This is a genomic window from Affinirhizobium lemnae (assembly GCF_022968395.1).
Taxonomy (GTDB): domain Bacteria; phylum Pseudomonadota; class Alphaproteobacteria; order Rhizobiales; family Rhizobiaceae; genus Neorhizobium; species Neorhizobium lemnae.
Genome location: NZ_JALJQZ010000016.1, coordinates 46,188 through 61,900, shown reverse-complemented (window position 1 = coordinate 61,900; position 15,713 = coordinate 46,188). Strand labels below are relative to the sequence as shown.

Genomic DNA, 15,713 nt, shown 5'->3' with positions numbered 1-15,713 from the left:
GCTTCGCCTCCTACAGCCGGAAATGGGCAACCAAGCCCTGATTGGCTCGGTGGCTTGCCAGTGCATAGGCGCACGCCTGCGCCAGAAGGTCGGGATTCGCTGTCATGCCCGACTTCGCGCGTCCCTTGATATCGGCTTTTAAGTCGTCATCGCTGGTCCCAACGTGCATGTTTCCGACAATCCAGCGCAATTGCGCATAGGGGATCTCGTCAACGCGCCGAACAGGTAGGGCCGAAATCAGGCCCTTGCGCTGACTGGCTGCCTCTCCGGCCTCACTTGCCTCCTTCTTGGTCGGGAAATAGGCTTTCACCAGCTGGCGGCGCTGCGCGTCGGCTGTACTCATGAAAGCGTTTGAGCCGTCTTCTTGGGTGTATAGGCTCCAGTCGGCGGCACTGCCGCCGAACATGGCGTCGCCTCGGCCGGAAAACTCCATGACTGTAAAAATCTGCTCATTCATGTGGGGATCCTCTGTTTTCCGGGGCTGATCAAGCGGCGCTGTTGCCGCTGATCGATTTCAAGACGCACTTGGCCGCATAGCGTCCGGCCTCGTTCAAGTTGCGCTGCCAAGCCCCCTGCGAAGGGGACCAGCGGAACCCGTGAGATTTCAGGGTGCGCCGCGTCTGTTCGTCCGGCTTGCCGGGAAACAGCAACTGAATGCGGCCCATGTCGGTATTTTCCTTGACCGTGACGGCTCCTGCCTCCGTCTCGACGTCCTCGGCGCGGTCGCCGCGCTTCTTCATCGCAGCAAGCGAAGCGAGACGGGTTTGCATGCGGCGCAGTTCGGCGCGGGTGTTGGTGGTGGAAAAACCGCGTCGGTTCTGCCATGGGGCAAGGGTAACGCCACGCCATGCCCTCTCCTCGTCCATACCGGTTTCTGCCACCACACGGGCGAGAATGTCGGCTTCGCTCGCCTGATCCTTCTCCATCCGACGAATGATGACATTCGCCCGTTTCATCCGGTCGATGGACAGCGCCAGGTCTTCGATCCGCGAGGTGATGCGCTGCATGGCGGCCGGATCACTGGCTCGGATCGGCTCGTCATCGGTCCCGTGGGGAAACGCCTTGCGCCTCACTGCCTTTTTCGCAGTCGCGATATGGGCTGAGATGTCAGCACGGCGGGCGTCTGAAACTCGCATCCGCTTTTCATTGCGGGCGACGGGAAAGCGCGCAGGTCCGGTGATGAACCAGTTCATGCAACGGCCTTCCGCTGCCCAATACTTGGCGGTGATCTCGACATGACGACGGGCAAAGGCCTCTAGTTCAGCATCCGGCAGGGGTAGTTTTGCTTGCTCCCACAGCTCCAGCATGTAGGCGGCAAAGCCGTTCAGACGCTCTGCCAGCCCTTCGAGTTCGGAAAGGGTGCGCCGCTCCGGAAAATGAGTAAGGGCATGGAAGCTATGTTCGATGTCCTTCGCCGCGATGGTCGCGGCAAAGGTTCCGGCGAGAATGGACAGGGTGCGGTCCTCGACAACAGCGATGATCATCGGATTACCCTCGCCATGACGGTTGGGTGAGTGCGGGTGATACGGGTCTGGAACCCGATCAAGGCGCCGCCCAGAATGACCCCATTGGGGGAATGCTCGTCTGCCTTGGCAAAGACCGGATCAAGAACCGGCTTGCAGACGTTCAGGCGGGCCGCTGCTTCCTCAATGCTGATCTGCGGCGGTAGGACATGCGCGCCGTCCAGGCTGGCAAGAACGATCTTTCCAGCCAATGGCTGCGGGTAGCCGTCAAAGACGGTGAAGGCGGTCAAGCCGTCCCGCAAACCCTCCTCATCGACGATAAGAACGTGGTTCGTGTCGAATGGCACCACCTCGACAAGCTGGCATCCGATCAGCCCGTAGGTCTGAGAGAATGCGCTGGGTGCTGCGACCTCTGCGGCTTGAATGGTCCCAGCTTCCGGGTCCAGCAGGTAAACGGTTGCGGTTGTGGTCATAGTTCTCACCCTTTCTCCAATTCCGCGAAGCGGTCTTCTCGTGCCCCTCGTGGGCAGGAGCCCCGCTCCTGTTCCCGAGTTCGCGCGGAGCAGCGGGGGAGAGGGTGGCAAGGGGATAAAAACGGAGGGGGTTCGCCCGCCCGAGGCAAAGCCGAAAGGGCGTCGCGTCAGCGGCGCTCCTGCACAAAGCGCTGCCCCAAGGCTGCGCGAAGGAAGGACGGGGAGACCGTTTTTTCCCCTTGTGAGGGAGAGGGGGCAGCGCTCCTCTTTCCCTCATCAAAGAAACAGACAGGACGCCTCCGGCGTCACTGCTTTATCCTGGCCTAGTCCGGCAAACCGCTGATGCTGATTACTGTGAAGAGCAGTAGGGGAGGGGAAAGGCCGCCCCGATACGAGGCAGGGCGGCCTCCGTAGGCACGCGACAAGAAAGGGCTAGAGACTTGCCACGACCTGACTTGATCAACAGCCAATATGGGTCGATCGGGCGAGGCTGTAAATGTTCCGAACGGATTTTGCCTGCGATGAAACTGATTTGAGGCGAAGCCGCAGCGCAACCGATCGTCACCCGAATGGGCGGAGACAGTGTCTGCTGGCTCCGTGCCGAAGGCATAGAGCGGGGTCGCAAAGCGATGCGCCAAAGCAGCGATCCAGGGTAGACTTTCGAGGCACCATCTTTAATTGTCCCGGAGGAACAACGATGAAATTCCAGTGTGGTTGGCGGCAATGGCAGGTTTCGGACTCGAGCAGTGGGTAAGCTATCTCGGACTTGAACGCGTTGACGACCCAGACAAAGATCATCCGGTTTATCGCAAACGGCTCGACGGAAAGATCATCGATCTCAGGCAACTGGATCTGCTTGTCGCACAAAGGCTCCGAGAGCTTCGAACCGATCGACAACTTGCGCAAGCCAAAGTCGCTATGCTGCTAGGGGTAAAGGAGGCTACCTACGCCCGCTACGAAAACGCCTCATCCTTGATGACCGTCGGACGCCTACTCCACGTTTTCGAAGTCCTGAATATCACCCCGGAAGAGTTCTTCGATCCTCTCGTCAACGAACAGCCCTCTCACTCCAAAGCCGCGTCACGCGAAGCCCTGAGAGACCAGCTGATGGAGGAAACGGCCGACCACCTGAAAAAGCTCGACGATACGACCTTGAAGATGGTGCATGATCTTGTGCTTGCCATGGAGCCCCGGACGATCGAGAAGCAGAAAGGGAATGGCGCGGCGAAAGCCGCGCCATAACTTGCACTCAATGGGTTGGCTCTGGTTTCCACCGCGCGCCGGCCGCCATTGGCGAATAGCCGGCGCTCATGCGGCGTCCTTCCCCCCTTCTGGCGAAGGCACCGCTCGGATCGATCGGCGCCAGTCCGAGATCCGAGAAGGACAATGAAGAACATCGGAGCTTTCAGCATAGCGCCGCTCCTCCTTCAGGGGCGGGAAAGCGGGAATTCTCGACACGGTTTTGACGGAAGAAGGGAAGCCGCAGGAGGCTTAGCATAGCGCCGCGAAGCGGAAGCCGGGACCGACTTCCCCCGCCAAAACCGTTCCGTTAGATTCGACAGTGACAGGAAAGGTGATCCCATGACCAATGCTTTTGACCAGGCACTGCAAAAGGCAACCGGCGGCTACCCAGTCGATACGCTGATCGTAACCAAAAACGAGGATGACGAACCGGAAGTGTCCATGTTCGTCCTCGATGCGGACAATCAGCTGCTTCACGTTTCCTATGACCCAGAGGGCGGTATCATATTCAAAACCGCTCAACAGGACGAGCTGCTATTCTCGCGCCAACTCCTTGAGACCATCGCGAAGATGCAGGTTTCGGCGGACAGAAGATGGAAAGAGCTTCAGCGTCATTGGGTGGACGACAAGGCGACCTGGGAGGGCTTTGAACATCTTCTCGATACACCAAATATTCAGTGAAGCGAGCGCGTCGGCTCCGGCAGCAGCTTTAGCATCTGCTTTACGACTGTTCGCAATTTCCTCCAGTCTCGCAGATCGCCTTCGTTCACGCGCTCCTGGATCGCCGTTAGGATCCATCCAACGCAGGCGATATCGTCCGCAGCGCGATATTTGTCTGACCTGTGGAAGCACGCGACGATGCGAGGCCGCGCGCCTTCCTCGGTCTTTGGAATCTGCGAAACCAGATCCTGCGCTTCTCGATAGGCATTTGCCACACGTTTGAGGTCGTCTGGCCCGGCTTGGGTGATCATGCCGACGGTCCACATCAGCGTGTTTGACAGGTGTTCCACTTCGTCAGTCATGGCGATCCTTATTCCTCTCCATTGTGACAACGCCTCAAAAAGTTAACACCACGCGGACACTCGCGTCAGGTGCAAATCTGCAGATTAGGCTCGCGTCATGTTCCATCTTGACTTTTAGCGGCCCATGAGTTCCCTGTTTGTTCCTTTCATTCCGTATCACGAAAGGACCAGCTTGAAATGCTCGCCGGCCTGAAAATCGAGGCAGAAGTCTATGTGCCTCTCATGCTCCATGGGTTATGCGCCGGCTTTCCGTCACCCGCAGATGACTACATCGAAGAATCGATTGACCTCACAAAGCTCCTGATCCGGAACCCGCCGGCGACGTTCTTGTGGAAGGTCGACGGCAATTCGATGCGAGACGCGGGAATCTTCCACGGGGATTTGATCGTGGTCGACCGCAGCCTGCGCCCGGTCGACGGCGATATTGTCGTAGCGACCGTACATGGCGAGCGGTCGTTGAAGCGGCTGCGCATGACAGGTGGTCGCCCGCGGCTGATGTTCGAGAATTCGGACATGCCGCTGTTCGACCTTCCGGAGATCGCAGAAGTCGAGATCTGGGGCGTGGCACTCTGCAACGTTCATTGGCTGCGACCGAGGAGAAAGGTATGACCTCCTTCGCGCTGATTGACGGCAACTCATTCTATTGCTCCTGCGAGCGCGTCTTCGACCCGTCAATCGCCAAGCGCCCGGTGATTGTTCTGTCCAACAATGACGGCTGTGCCGTCGCCAGGACGGCGGAGGCCAAGGCGCTCGGAATTGGCATGGGCGAACCATACTTCAAGATCCGTGACCTCTGTCGCGATAACGGCGTGGCGGTCTACTCTAGCAATTACACCCTTTATGGCGACATGAGCGCCAGGCTGAATGCGATCTATCGGCAATGGTCTCCGGATGTTGAGGTCTATTCGATCGATGAAAGCTTTTTGGATATGACCGACATCAGGCCCGCCGATCGCGTTACTTTCGGCCGCGATCTTCGGTCCACGGTTCAGCAATGGACCGGGATCCCGACATGTGTCGGCATTGGCCCGAGCAAGACACTGGCGAAGTTCGCAAACCACGTTGCAAAGAGGAACCCGGAGCTTGGCGGCGTCTGCGATCTGACAGATGCAGCCGTTCGACAAAGCTGGCTCGATCGCGTCGAGGTGGGAGAGGTTTGGGGCGTTGGATCGGCATCAGAGCGAAAACTCTTCGGCCTGGGCATTGAGACAGCCGGCGACCTGGCCCGCGTTGATGCGCGGCTTGCTCGCAATCTCCTGAGCGTGGTGGGCGAAAGGACGGTTCTGGAGCTGCAGGGCATTTCATGCCTGCCGCTCGAAGACGTGGCGCCACAACGGAAGGGCTGCGCCGTAACCCGATCCTTTGGAACGCCGGTTACGGATCTGGCCCCAATGCTCGAGGCGGTCGCGGCCTATGCAGCGAGGGCAGGGGAAAAACTGCGGCGTCATGGCCTCGAGGCGACATATATGGCGGTCTTCATGCACACATCGCGCTTCAACTCGAAGGACAGACCGCACTCGGCACAGACGACGGTCCATTTTCCCGAGGCTTCCAACGACACTTTCGACCTGATCCGGGCCGCTAAGAGCGGAGTGCGCAAGATCTTCAGGAACGGCCATCGCTACGCCAAGGCCGGCATCATCATGAATGATCTGGTGCCGGCGCAATCACAGCCGCGCCCTCTATTCGAGGCACGGGACCGTGACCAGTCGGAACGGCTGATGACCGCACTCGATGCGGTCAACGGCAAATTCGGGCGAGGATCGCTCATCCCTGCGTCGGCCGGAATCAAGCGTGACTGGCAAGCGAAGTTTGACCGCCGATCGCCGCGATACACGACCAACATAAAGGAGCTGCCAGTCGCGCTGGCAAGATGAGGTTTAGGCCATGAGTGAGAAGCCGCCCTAGTGGGGCGGCTCGTCGCTGATCAGCGCTTCGAAAGCAGCATCCTCTTCGGCAAGCTTCGCTTCGGCTGACGCCAGCTCGGCTGCGATCTGCTGGCGCTCGGCCTGGTCGATGGACGCTGCAAGTTCAGCGCGCAGTTCGTTGATGTGGTCGTAAGTGGTCATCGTCAGCTCCTCTGAATGAAAACAAAGGTGCCGGCCCCATAAGGGAGGGTTTGGGTCAATGACCGCCGAAGGCGGCCTACGGGGCGTGGGGGAGCCGATTTCGTTGCGCAGCGGCGAAATTGGGGGTACCGCGTATCGTTGACGCAACCCTCCCTTGTCGGTGTAATTGGCTAATGTTGAGAGAGAATATACCTCTCCGTATGGCACCTCTTTTGCTCCTTCGGAGCAGCTACGCGCGGCAGACGGTTTGGGTTCGAAGGGATCCCCGAACGACTGATAATCCAGTGCTATTCAGAGAGCATGCCTGGAGCATCATGGATCGCAATGCGCTGCAGAAACATGCGAAACATCAGCCTGCGGGCGAATGATGGTTTCATCGCGCCGGAATGACATGGCGCATCGCCCTCGCGACGGTCGTCGGCACGCGCACATATTGCGCGACCCCAAGATCATGGTCGTAGTCGCCTGCGCCTTGAACGGAATCGAACCTACGACAGGTGATCTAGAAGTTCCCGTAAAATCAATGGCTCATGTCACAGTCCATGGGCTATTATGGCTTAGTCAGATGTAAATGCGTCCGCGGAGTGCGGGTCGGTTTTGATGCGCCGCGCTGCTCGTCTGTTTTTTGGGGACCGTTGTAAGCTTTGTGAATGATTTGCTGCGAATCCGTGTATCATCGTGGTCGAACGCGGGCTCGCTTAGTTTGAGCGGACTTAACGAAGTGATGGGCTTATGCCGGTTTATCTCGACTATCATTCGCACGCGCCGATGCATCCGGCCGCTAGGGCGGCAACCTTCGAAGCTTATGAACGCTTCGATTCAAACCCGCACTCCACTCACATTCACGGCACGTTAGCCCACGATGCGGTGGAAAACTCTCGTGGACAAGTTGCCCACCTAATCGGAGCTCGTCCTTCAGAGATCGTATTCACCTCTGGTGCTACCGAAGCCAACAACCTCGTCTTTTCGGGTCTACGGGATCTATTGGCTGCTCAAAACAAGAAAAAGGTCGTTATTGGCGCAGTTGAACATCCTTCGGTATTGAAGGCGGCACAAGCGCTTCGCCGTGATAACTTTGAGGTCGTTTTCCTTCCCGTCCACTCGGATGGGCTGATAGATCTTGACGCTGCGGCAGAAATGATTACCACCGATACGGGTATCGTGTCGGTCGCAGCGGCGAACCACGAAGTCGGAGTGTTGCAACCGCTAGCAGCGCTTTCTAAGCTTGTCAGGACTCGCGGTGGCTTACTCCACTCTGATCTAGCTCAAGCCGCTGGCAAGATCGAACTCGATCTACGCGTTCTCGATCTGGCGAGCATCTCGAGCCATAAGCTCGGTGGGCCAGGGGGTATCGGGGCTCTTTACGTGAGACGGCTTGTTAAGCCAAAGTTGAAACCGCAGCTTGCTGGTGGCGGACAGGAAGCAGGGCTGCGATCCGGCACTCTCCCCACTCCCCTGTGTGTCGGTTTCGGTGTTGCCTGTCAGCTTGCCGAGCAGGAGCTGGCTGAAACCAGTGATCGCGTGCGTCGTTTGCGCGACTCGCTCCTAACGGAGCTTCTGGCGATTTCCGGATCAAAGTTGAATGGATCGGCGACCGCCCGTCTTCCGGGTAACATCAACATTTCTTTCGACGATGTGGATGGTGAGGCGCTAGCGTATCACCTTCAGCAATCAGTGTCGGTCTCGACGGGATCGACGTGCAGCGCGAAATCGCTTGAGCCATCGCCTGTATTACTGGCGATGGGGCTGCCGAGACATATGGCGGAGTCGGCCATTCGCATCGGACTCGGACCGCTTACAACGGAACATGATATCGAGATCGCAGCACGGGCTATTACGGCGAGTGTCAGTGAGTTGCGATCCATTCGGAGACGAGCATGAACATCGTGGTCAACCAAGCGAGTGCCCAGGCTGCAGCTAAGCCGGGACTCCCGGATAAACTGAAATCGGTGCTCGCTGATCTCCGCGATGAATACGTGCAGCCGCATTCCACCCCTTGGATCATCGGTTTCTCCGGTGGCAAGGACAGCACGTTGCTGGCCCAGCTCGTTTTCGAGATGCTGCTGGCCCTGCCGCCCCGCCTTCGCACCAGGCGTGTTCACGTGGTAGCGAACGACACGCTTGTCGAATCTCCGGTTATCGCGAGCCACCTTCAGTCTGTACTGGATCGCATCGCGGGCTCGATCGACGCATTGCGGCTCCCTGTCACTGTCGCGAAGACGGTGCCGGATATCGACCACACGTTTTGGGTAAACCTCATCGGACGCGGCTATCCGTCACCAAGCAGGATGTTTCGCTGGTGCACTGACCGGATGAAGATAATTCCGACCACAGAGTACATCCAGAACCAGGTTGATGAGTCAGGACAGGCCATCCTGCTACTCGGGGTGAGGAGAGCCGAGTCGTCTCAGAGAGCGCGTAGCGTCGAACGCTATGAAAACGGAGAGCGTCTGAATGCTCACAACAGCCTGAAGAAATGCTATGTATATAAGCCGATCGTCGAGTTGACCACCGAAGAAGTATGGCAGACCCTGTTGCAGTCAAGCCCGCCTTGGGGAGGGACGCACCGCGAACTGGTGACCATGTACCGGAACGCTGGCGCTGGGGAGTGTCCACTTGTCACCGATAAGAGCGAAGCGCCGTCTTGCGGGACCAGTTCCTCCCGGTTTGGTTGCTGGACATGTACCGTGGTCGAGAAAGACAAGAGCGCGGAATCGTTCATCGAATCCGGTTATGGAGATCTTGAGCCCCTTCTCGAATTCCGGGACTGGCTCAAGGAAATCCGCGAAGACGGATCGATGAGAATGGCCACCCGCCGCAACGGAAAGCTGAATTTTGTCGGAGATGGTCGTCTGATCCCAGGCCCCTTTACACTGGACGCAAGACGACAAATCCTTGATAAGCTAGTCGCCATGCAGGAGGAGGTTTCCTTGGCACTCATCAGTGACGAGGAAATCGCCACCATCAAAAGAATATGGGCAGAAGATCTCTCTAATCTTTCTGCCTAGAACGGCGCGAGCTCGTATGGCTAGAGTAGATGAGTAATATTCTTGAACAATTACTGGAAGCCAAATCTATGCTTGGCTCCCATAAGAACCGCCGACGGCTTTTTCTTCACTTCGACAGCATTTTCGCTTCGACCACCATTGAGCCAGAGGAGCTCAGGAATCAGATAGCGGCAGTACACGATGGTCTGCGGCGCAGATGCCAGTTTAAACGCATCAGGATGTCCAACTGGAAGGCCTTCGATGCCGCGGACCTCGAGTTTCCAACAACGGCGCCCGACCGTCCGATTGTGCTGATCGGCGGTAACAACGGGAACGGCAAGACGAGTATTCTTGATGCCCTCATCGCGGGACTCTATGGCGTGGGCAGCTTCATCGATGGTGGTCGCGGCTCAGTCCAGGCGTCGGAAGTCGTCCGGCGAGCGGAATACCGCAGTTTTATCGAGCGGGCATTCCACAAGCCAGCTTACGATCGCGGCGAGCGGATGTCGTCCGTAGTTGTGGAGCTATCGATACCCAACGGCCAGATGGAGATCGAACGACGCTGGTACTTCGATGATGATGGCCAGTTGTTCGAGGATGACGAAGAGGTCGTGATCCGCCTTGGCAAGGACCGCGATATCGTGGCGGTTCCTCAAGATGAAGACCCTATATCTTTCTACGAAAGCCTTGTCGCCTCGATCGTCGCCCCTGCCAGCATGATCCCGTTTTTTCTATTCGATGGCGAGCGCGTCGTAGAGCTCGGCCGGAGGGACATCAGAGAACAGGTCAGAATAGGAATTGAGAGCGCCTTGGGGATTTCGTCGCTCAAGCGTTTGGCTGCCGACCTTTCCGACTATGTGAAAGATCGCTCTCGCGATCTTGTCGACGAGGATGTCGATGCAGAGCTACGACGGGATGTTACCGAACTTGAAGACAAGCAAGCCGAGTGTGTACGCGAACGCGACGCCGTAGAAGCAGAGGCTGCCACCCTCAAGCAGCGACGCGACGCGATCGTTCACGACATGGGCGCACTCACGAACCAGAGCTTCAAGGACAGGCACGAAACGCTCGAAGCTAAACATAACGCGATCCAGCAACTAGCCGGCCTCCGGAGCGAAATGGCCGCAACCGCGTCACGGCTTCTCCCGTACCTGCTTTTCGGTCGGCCGTTGATGAAGAGAACGATCAGCGCGCTTGAGAAGACAGCAAGCAGCCGCGTTCTGGACGGCAACCCGTCCGAGCTTGCACTTGAGAACCTTTTAAATGCCCTCGATCAGATCGAGCCCAAGGTCGATCTCGCGACAGGCAGAATGATAAAGGAGAGGGTACGATCAGCGTGGACAGTCTCGCGCCCCGCGAATGTAGCTGATCAGGCTCGCCACAAATACCTCGACCGATACGATGTTGAACGCGTTATCCAGGGCCTCGGACAAGGCGTTCAGGATGCGAAAGTCCAGCTACCCGAATTTATCCGGCGGGCAAAAGAGCTTGGTCAGATCGTGAAAGACAGCGACGAAGCGCTCCAGTTTGAAGAAGGCATTGAATCCGCCAGAAGCCGCTACTCAGCAGTTCTCCGCGAGATAAACGGTGAACTTGAGGCGGTAGAAAGAAAGCAACGCGAGATTGCCCAACAGCTGTGGCATATCGAGAACGAGCTGGTGGCGAAGCGCACGAATCTGGAGCGGAGGCTGATCCAGCGCCGTGGAACCGCTGCCGGGCTGCCCGTGGTAGACGCCGCCACAAGTCTGCGCATTGAAATCCTGAACGCCATCGATCAGATCGTACCTGAATATTATGCCGCCTTGGCCGACAAGGTCTCGTCAAACTACCGCCAGCTCGCACACAAGACAGTTATTCAGCGGATCGAAATCAACGAAGACGGCTCGGTCAAGATTTTCGATGCGGCCGGGGCTGATATTAGCCAGGCGGAGGCCTCTGCGGGCGAAAACCAGATATTCGCGACATCGCTGATTTCGGCTGTCGGAGGACTGGTAGGGTCGCAGCTCCCGTTGGTCATCGATACGCCGCTTGGCCGTCTTGACACTGCACATCGGGAGCGCGTGCTCGACTTCTTCAAAAATGGCGGAAGTCAGGTCATCATCCTCTCTCAGCCCGAAGAGGTCGGCGGACGATACTACGACCAGATTGCGGATAGCATATCCGCCGAATACACCCTTTCATACAGGTCAGATGATGGCCTCCTCGGCAGCACCGTACTTGAGGACGGCTATTTCAGACAGAGGGCGGCATGAGCACGGTCCGATATCCACTACAGCTCGGCGACATAGCGCGAGCCGATTTCCGCACATCCCTCCCAGCTGATCATGAGAACAGCCGTTTTCAGCGGGAGTGGGGTTTCACGTTCCGCTATCAACCAGCGCGGCTGGCGATATCGGTTTCGCTTTCTGATCCAACGCCCCCCTCGACCCATATCGAGGCTTATGGCAAGCCCATCAAGGGCGACACGTTGTTCGGCCAGGACGAAAGCGACCTCGCCGCATGGATCGCTATAATCGTAGAGCATTCGGGCGCGGACGATCTTTCGCGCCGCGAGTTTCAAGATTTAGTTGCCCAGCACTGGGCGCGAGGGCTGAACATGCTCGAGCTGAAGCTGAATAAAATCGAGGACGGGATCGTGAGCGTGGTAGAAAATCTGCTCGCAACACATCCGTAACCCGATAAAGTTATACACTTTTTGAAAGACGTCGATTATAAGTTGCATCATGGTGGACGATGCGGAATCAAGAACTCAGGTCATCAATTGTAAGAGAAGTTTGTGACCGCTCGGGTCTAGACGCGGAGTTGATATTCCGCTTGCTGGATCTTGAGACGAGGCACCGTGATCTTCTTGCTTGGGGTGCGCGCCCGAACCTACGCCGCGACATAGCGGGGATTTTCGAAGACGAGTTCGAAAAGCGGCGGGTTGAGAGTAAATGAAATTCACTCGAGTCCGGCTACAGAATATCTTCGCCTACGACGGCACCATAAATTTCGACTTTTCCGTTACCAGTCAATCGCGCAACGTCGTGTTGATCTGGGGTCGCAACGGTATGGGTAAAACTAGCTTTCTGAATGCCGTGAAACTTCTGTTCACAGGCATTGCACAAAAGCAATTTCGGATGGTTGGCTTCCCGCCCTCCGTGCTTAACGAAAAGCAGTACCTGCTTGGCGATGGTGCGCGTTGGTCTGGCCTGATCAACCGCAGCGCAAGGCGTAAGGCTGCGGTTCTCAAAGAGACTGTCGAGTCATTCGTCGAGATCAGTTGGACCGATCAAGATGAGAGGGAATTTACCGCACAACGCTGGTGGCAAACCGAGGGAGACAGCACGACATCCGGGGTTTACGTCGACTTCGATGGTAATAGAATGGCCGGCGACCCGGCAGAGGACTTTCTCGACGAAACGCTACCCCGCGATCTGGTCAAGTTTTTCTTTTTTGACGGTGAGGACATCAAGAGCATCGCGGAGTCGTCTGGGAGCTTCCAAAAAGACATCAACTTGCTTCTGCAGCTTACATTCGTTGAAGAACTCGCGGAGGAAGTCCGGAAGGTCGCGGACGAACGGCGTCTTCGAGGGATGCATGCCGACCTTCGACGTAAGGTAGATGACGCCCTGGCCACGCAGCGGAGTATCGAGACATCGATCTTTGAGCTGGAGGAGCAGCTTGTCGCTATTGACGATACCCTTACATCCGATGGCCTTGATTTGCGCAGGCTGGAGATCCGCAGGGCGAATCTTAGTTCAGGCGCGTCTGAACTCCAGCGCGAAGCGCTCGAAACGCAGTTGAAAAAGCTGAATAAACAGCTTGAGGATTGCGTAGCCGAGATATCCACGAAGCTGCCACTCGATATCCCGGTCGTGGCTAATCTTCGGCTACTCAAGCGTGTGCGCGACGAGGTCGAAGCCCGCATCGCCGCTGGTGGATCTGCCGAAGCAAATTTCGTGAGACAGATAGACACGCAGCTCCCTGGCTGGGTCGCCGAAGCCGCGCCCGATATTTCTCATGAGGATGTCGCCGGCATTGCTCGCTATCTTTCCGGAAAGCTGAACGGTGCACTCAACCTCTCCAGCTCTGCCCCCGGATCATTCGCCGCCGCGGATGTTTTTCGAATAGAAAAAATGCGGCGAATAGTCGAGCATTGGAGCTCCGCAGGCGGCGAACGGCAAGAGGCATATGTTCGCCTACTTCAGCAGGCGACCCAAACGAAGACGGAACTGGCCGAAGTTACCGAGGCGCTGCTCAAACTTGAAGTTGGCGCCCAAGGCAATCTCGAAGAATACCGCGACGTGATAAACAAGATCGAGGAACTGCGGGTCAAGGAAGCGCGCCTGAACCAGCAGAAAGGCGTTTCAACAACCAAGCTCGCTGATTTCAAGGTACAACGTGTCCAAATCGCGGAGACGATCATCCATCTTCAGGCAAGCCAGAACCAAGCCAGCACGGAAATGGAGGAGAGCAAGTTTGCGTCCGCCGTTTCAAGGGCGCTGAATGAGATTGCGTTGAGGCTGAAAGATGCCACACGCACTGAGCTTGAAGAGTTGCTTAATGACCGGTTCCGCCGAATTATCTCTCATCCTTTGATTAGGCGGATCGGGATCGATGACACATATGTTCTGACCTTCTATGAAGAGAACGGAAGAGCGATTGGCCGCACGAGCCTGTCGAGTGGTATGAAGCAGCTGGCGGCGACGGCACTCCTATGGGCAATGAAAGACACTGCCAATCGTGACATACCCGTAATAATCGACACCCCGCTCGGCCGTATCGACCGCGAGAACCAAGACCATCTACTCAAGGCGTACTATCCTGCACTGGCCAAGCAGGTCATCATTCTTCCCACCAACGCCGAAATCGATGGCAGGAAGCGTGCTCTTCTAGAGCCGCGAGTAGCCGAGCACTATCTGATCGAAAACAACACGGGTGACGCAGCAGAAGTGAAAAGGGGCCAGGCCCTCGTGGAGCTCACCTGATGGTTTCCCGTATCCACCTAACGAAAGATGAGCGCGCCATAATCGAACGCGTCTCTCAGGGTTGGCGACAAAAACTCGATCAGTGGACTATAGCGCGTTTGGCATTAGCCCGTTCGCTTCAAATGATCGAGGCTCCTTCGATCGAGCTTTACCCAACTCTTCCGGCGCAGCGCGGTGGTGTCGAATTGCATCCCCAGCAGCTTATCGGCGAAGGTAGGGCTAACGAATTTGAAGACTTCACGGACCTGTACTGTGCGATGCTATCGATCTACGAAGGTGTCGACCTATTCGAGGATGAGGACCGCTACCACGCGGCACTCCAGCGTCACGTCAGACGCGGCCTTGCCGTTCTCAATGAAGAGTGGCACGACCAGTCAGATTTGAACCGCTACATCCTCGACGAAGTCCTGGTCGATCGAGTAAAAGAGGCCGACAGCGGAGAGACGAGCGACGACCTCGGCGAACGTGTGACACGGGCTCTCGGCCAGATCGGCGTGGATGCCAAACTGCAGTCAACGTCCGCCGGGCCACGCCTTACGCGCTTCAGCTACGAGCTACCCCTCCTGGATGATTTAGATCGACTTCGCCGCGGGCAAGATAAGATCGGCTTTGCCCTTGGCCTCGGGGACAGGAAGATCGACATCGCCGTCGGCACCAGCGAGCGGACGGTTGTGCTCGACGTGCCCCGCCCTTCGACCACCTGGAAAACCGTAAACTGGACGGACATCGTCTCCGCTTTGAACAGCCCCGCAGCGTCCAAGATGTCGCTGCCGATTTGCCTCGGTACCAGCGTGCTCGGTGAGCCCCTGCTGATTGATCTTGCCGAAGCGCCACATCTTTTCATTGGTGGCACGACAGGCAGCGGCAAAAGCATGTGCCTTCATTCCATCCTGCTTTCGCTGAATCACAACAAGGCGTCGGCTCCAGAGCTGCTTCTTATCGACCCAAAGGCAGTAGAATTCGCGGGCTACCGCGGCTTGCCCAACTTGATCGGTAACGAGCCTGTGGTAACGCCCGACGACGCCTACAGGGCACTCAATGAACTGGTTGAAGAGATGGAGCGTCGGCAGACGGTTTTCAAAGAACTTGGTGCCCGTGACATCTCCGAGGCCCTTGATAAAGGCGCGCGCCTTAAGAGGATCGTCGCAGTGGTCGATGAACTCGGGGACCTGTTCTTGAACCGTCGCGAGATCGAGATTCCCCTTATCAAGCTGGCTCAGAAGTCCCGTTCATCGGGAATCCATCTCGTATTAGCAACACAGAGGCCCGAGGCCGCCACTTTTCCTGGCCTGCTTCGATCGAACATACCGAGCCGTATCGCTCTCACGGTACAGAAAAACGCTGAATCGAGGATCATTTTAGATGAAGGCGGTGCCGAACAGCTTCTCGGCAAGGGCGACATGCTTGTGAAATTCACGGGACAACAAGTGGTGAGAGGTCACGGAAGCCGGGTTCTTCCTTCCGACATCAGTGAAACATTGAGATAA

At 57.1% G+C, this 15,713-nt stretch carries 15 protein-coding genes; 10 read left to right on the top strand and 5 right to left on the bottom strand.

The window, feature by feature from the left end:
* Positions 1 to 10 precede the first annotated feature (10 nt).
* From MUU53_RS12110 to MUU53_RS12100, 3 genes are read right to left on the bottom strand one after another with little or no spacing between them, the layout of a single operon-like run.
* Entirely contained in the window at positions 11 to 457 is a 447-nt protein-coding gene (locus MUU53_RS12110) for a hypothetical protein (RefSeq protein WP_247261109.1), read from the bottom strand.
* A 28-nt stretch (positions 458 to 485) separates the two neighbouring features.
* Complete coding sequence (locus MUU53_RS12105) at positions 486 to 1,484, bottom strand: hypothetical protein (protein WP_247261108.1); 999 nt, start codon at positions 1,482 to 1,484, stop codon at positions 486 to 488.
* Positions 1,481 to 1,936 (bottom strand): DUF3846 domain-containing protein, encoded by a 456-nt coding sequence (locus tag MUU53_RS12100; protein ID WP_247261107.1) that lies wholly within the window; start codon positions 1,934 to 1,936, stop codon positions 1,481 to 1,483. Before MUU53_RS12100 ends, MUU53_RS12105 begins: the two co-directional genes overlap by 4 nt.
* Positions 1,937 to 2,659: 723 nt before the next feature.
* Here MUU53_RS12100 and MUU53_RS12095 point away from each other — a divergent pair.
* Both MUU53_RS12095 and MUU53_RS12090 read left to right on the top strand, forming a co-directional pair.
* A complete protein-coding gene (locus tag MUU53_RS12095; protein WP_247261106.1) occupies positions 2,660 to 3,178 on the top strand; it encodes a helix-turn-helix domain-containing protein in 519 nt (172 codons plus the stop codon).
* A 339-nt stretch (positions 3,179 to 3,517) separates the two neighbouring features.
* A complete protein-coding gene (locus tag MUU53_RS12090) occupies positions 3,518 to 3,859 on the top strand; it encodes a hypothetical protein (protein WP_247261105.1) in 342 nt (113 codons plus the stop codon).
* On the opposite strand, the gene MUU53_RS12085 is transcribed toward MUU53_RS12090, so the two are convergent.
* Complete coding sequence (locus MUU53_RS12085) at positions 3,853 to 4,200, bottom strand: hypothetical protein (protein ID WP_107341902.1); 348 nt, start codon at positions 4,198 to 4,200, stop codon at positions 3,853 to 3,855. The genes MUU53_RS12090 and MUU53_RS12085 overlap by 7 nt on opposite strands.
* A 177-nt stretch (positions 4,201 to 4,377) precedes the next feature.
* Between MUU53_RS12085 and MUU53_RS12080 the strand changes: the two genes are divergently transcribed.
* The gene (locus MUU53_RS12080) at positions 4,378 to 4,809 is read left to right on the top strand and encodes a LexA family protein (RefSeq protein WP_234614051.1); all 432 of its coding nucleotides are present in this window, start codon (positions 4,378 to 4,380) and stop codon (positions 4,807 to 4,809) included.
* A complete protein-coding gene (locus MUU53_RS12075; RefSeq protein WP_247261104.1) occupies positions 4,806 to 6,077 on the top strand; it encodes a Y-family DNA polymerase in 1,272 nt (423 codons plus the stop codon). The genes MUU53_RS12080 and MUU53_RS12075 overlap by 4 nt, the downstream gene beginning before the upstream one ends.
* Positions 6,078 to 6,104: 27 nt before the next feature.
* Here the strand turns inward: MUU53_RS12075 and MUU53_RS12070 are convergent, their stop codons facing one another.
* A complete protein-coding gene (locus tag MUU53_RS12070) occupies positions 6,105 to 6,269 on the bottom strand; it encodes a hypothetical protein (RefSeq protein ID WP_188134468.1) in 165 nt (54 codons plus the stop codon).
* Positions 6,270 to 7,001: 732 nt separating this feature from the next.
* Between MUU53_RS12070 and MUU53_RS12065 the strand changes: the two genes are divergently transcribed.
* The 6 genes from MUU53_RS12065 (at position 7,002) to MUU53_RS12040 (ending at position 15,713) form a co-directional block, all read left to right on the top strand.
* Positions 7,002 to 8,150: a cysteine desulfurase family protein gene (locus MUU53_RS12065; protein ID WP_247261103.1), complete on the top strand. Its 1,149-nt coding sequence runs from the start codon at positions 7,002 to 7,004 to the stop codon at positions 8,148 to 8,150.
* Entirely contained in the window at positions 8,147 to 9,277 is a 1,131-nt protein-coding gene (gene dndC / locus MUU53_RS12060; protein WP_247261102.1) for a DNA phosphorothioation system sulfurtransferase DndC, read from the top strand. Before MUU53_RS12065 ends, dndC begins: the two co-directional genes overlap by 4 nt.
* A 218-nt stretch (positions 9,278 to 9,495) precedes the next feature.
* Positions 9,496 to 11,508: an AAA family ATPase gene (locus MUU53_RS12055; RefSeq protein ID WP_247261101.1), complete on the top strand. Its 2,013-nt coding sequence runs from the start codon at positions 9,496 to 9,498 to the stop codon at positions 11,506 to 11,508.
* Positions 11,505 to 11,930: a DndE family protein gene (locus tag MUU53_RS12050; RefSeq protein WP_247261100.1), complete on the top strand. Its 426-nt coding sequence runs from the start codon at positions 11,505 to 11,507 to the stop codon at positions 11,928 to 11,930. The genes MUU53_RS12055 and MUU53_RS12050 overlap by 4 nt, the downstream gene beginning before the upstream one ends.
* A gap of 259 nt (positions 11,931 to 12,189) precedes the next feature.
* Positions 12,190 to 14,226: an AAA family ATPase gene (locus tag MUU53_RS12045; RefSeq protein ID WP_247261099.1), complete on the top strand. Its 2,037-nt coding sequence runs from the start codon at positions 12,190 to 12,192 to the stop codon at positions 14,224 to 14,226.
* A complete protein-coding gene (locus MUU53_RS12040) occupies positions 14,226 to 15,713 on the top strand; it encodes an FtsK/SpoIIIE domain-containing protein (RefSeq protein ID WP_247261098.1) in 1,488 nt (495 codons plus the stop codon). Before MUU53_RS12045 ends, MUU53_RS12040 begins: the two co-directional genes overlap by 1 nt.

Excerpts from the sequence above, each read along its gene's own strand:
- MUU53_RS12110 (WP_247261109.1), bottom strand. The coding sequence starts at position 457 with ATGAATGAGCAGATTTTTACAGTCATGGAGTTTTCCGGCCGAGGCGAC.
- MUU53_RS12105 (WP_247261108.1), bottom strand. The coding sequence starts at position 1,484 with ATGATCATCGCTGTTGTCGAGGACCGCACCCTGTCCATTCTCGCCGGA.
- MUU53_RS12100 (WP_247261107.1), bottom strand. The coding sequence starts at position 1,936 with ATGACCACAACCGCAACCGTTTACCTGCTGGACCCGGAAGCTGGGACC.
- MUU53_RS12095 (WP_247261106.1), top strand. The coding sequence starts at position 2,660 with ATGGCAGGTTTCGGACTCGAGCAGTGGGTAAGCTATCTCGGACTTGAA.
- MUU53_RS12090 (WP_247261105.1), top strand. The coding sequence starts at position 3,518 with ATGACCAATGCTTTTGACCAGGCACTGCAAAAGGCAACCGGCGGCTAC.
- MUU53_RS12085 (WP_107341902.1), bottom strand. The coding sequence starts at position 4,200 with ATGACTGACGAAGTGGAACACCTGTCAAACACGCTGATGTGGACCGTC.
- MUU53_RS12080 (WP_234614051.1), top strand. The coding sequence starts at position 4,378 with ATGCTCGCCGGCCTGAAAATCGAGGCAGAAGTCTATGTGCCTCTCATG.
- MUU53_RS12075 (WP_247261104.1), top strand. The coding sequence starts at position 4,806 with ATGACCTCCTTCGCGCTGATTGACGGCAACTCATTCTATTGCTCCTGC.
- MUU53_RS12070 (WP_188134468.1), bottom strand. The coding sequence starts at position 6,269 with ATGACCACTTACGACCACATCAACGAACTGCGCGCTGAACTTGCAGCG.
- MUU53_RS12065 (WP_247261103.1), top strand. The coding sequence starts at position 7,002 with ATGCCGGTTTATCTCGACTATCATTCGCACGCGCCGATGCATCCGGCC.
- dndC (WP_247261102.1), top strand. The coding sequence starts at position 8,147 with ATGAACATCGTGGTCAACCAAGCGAGTGCCCAGGCTGCAGCTAAGCCG.
- MUU53_RS12055 (WP_247261101.1), top strand. The coding sequence starts at position 9,496 with ATGTCCAACTGGAAGGCCTTCGATGCCGCGGACCTCGAGTTTCCAACA.
- MUU53_RS12050 (WP_247261100.1), top strand. The coding sequence starts at position 11,505 with ATGAGCACGGTCCGATATCCACTACAGCTCGGCGACATAGCGCGAGCC.
- MUU53_RS12045 (WP_247261099.1), top strand. The coding sequence starts at position 12,190 with ATGAAATTCACTCGAGTCCGGCTACAGAATATCTTCGCCTACGACGGC.
- MUU53_RS12040 (WP_247261098.1), top strand. The coding sequence starts at position 14,226 with ATGGTTTCCCGTATCCACCTAACGAAAGATGAGCGCGCCATAATCGAA.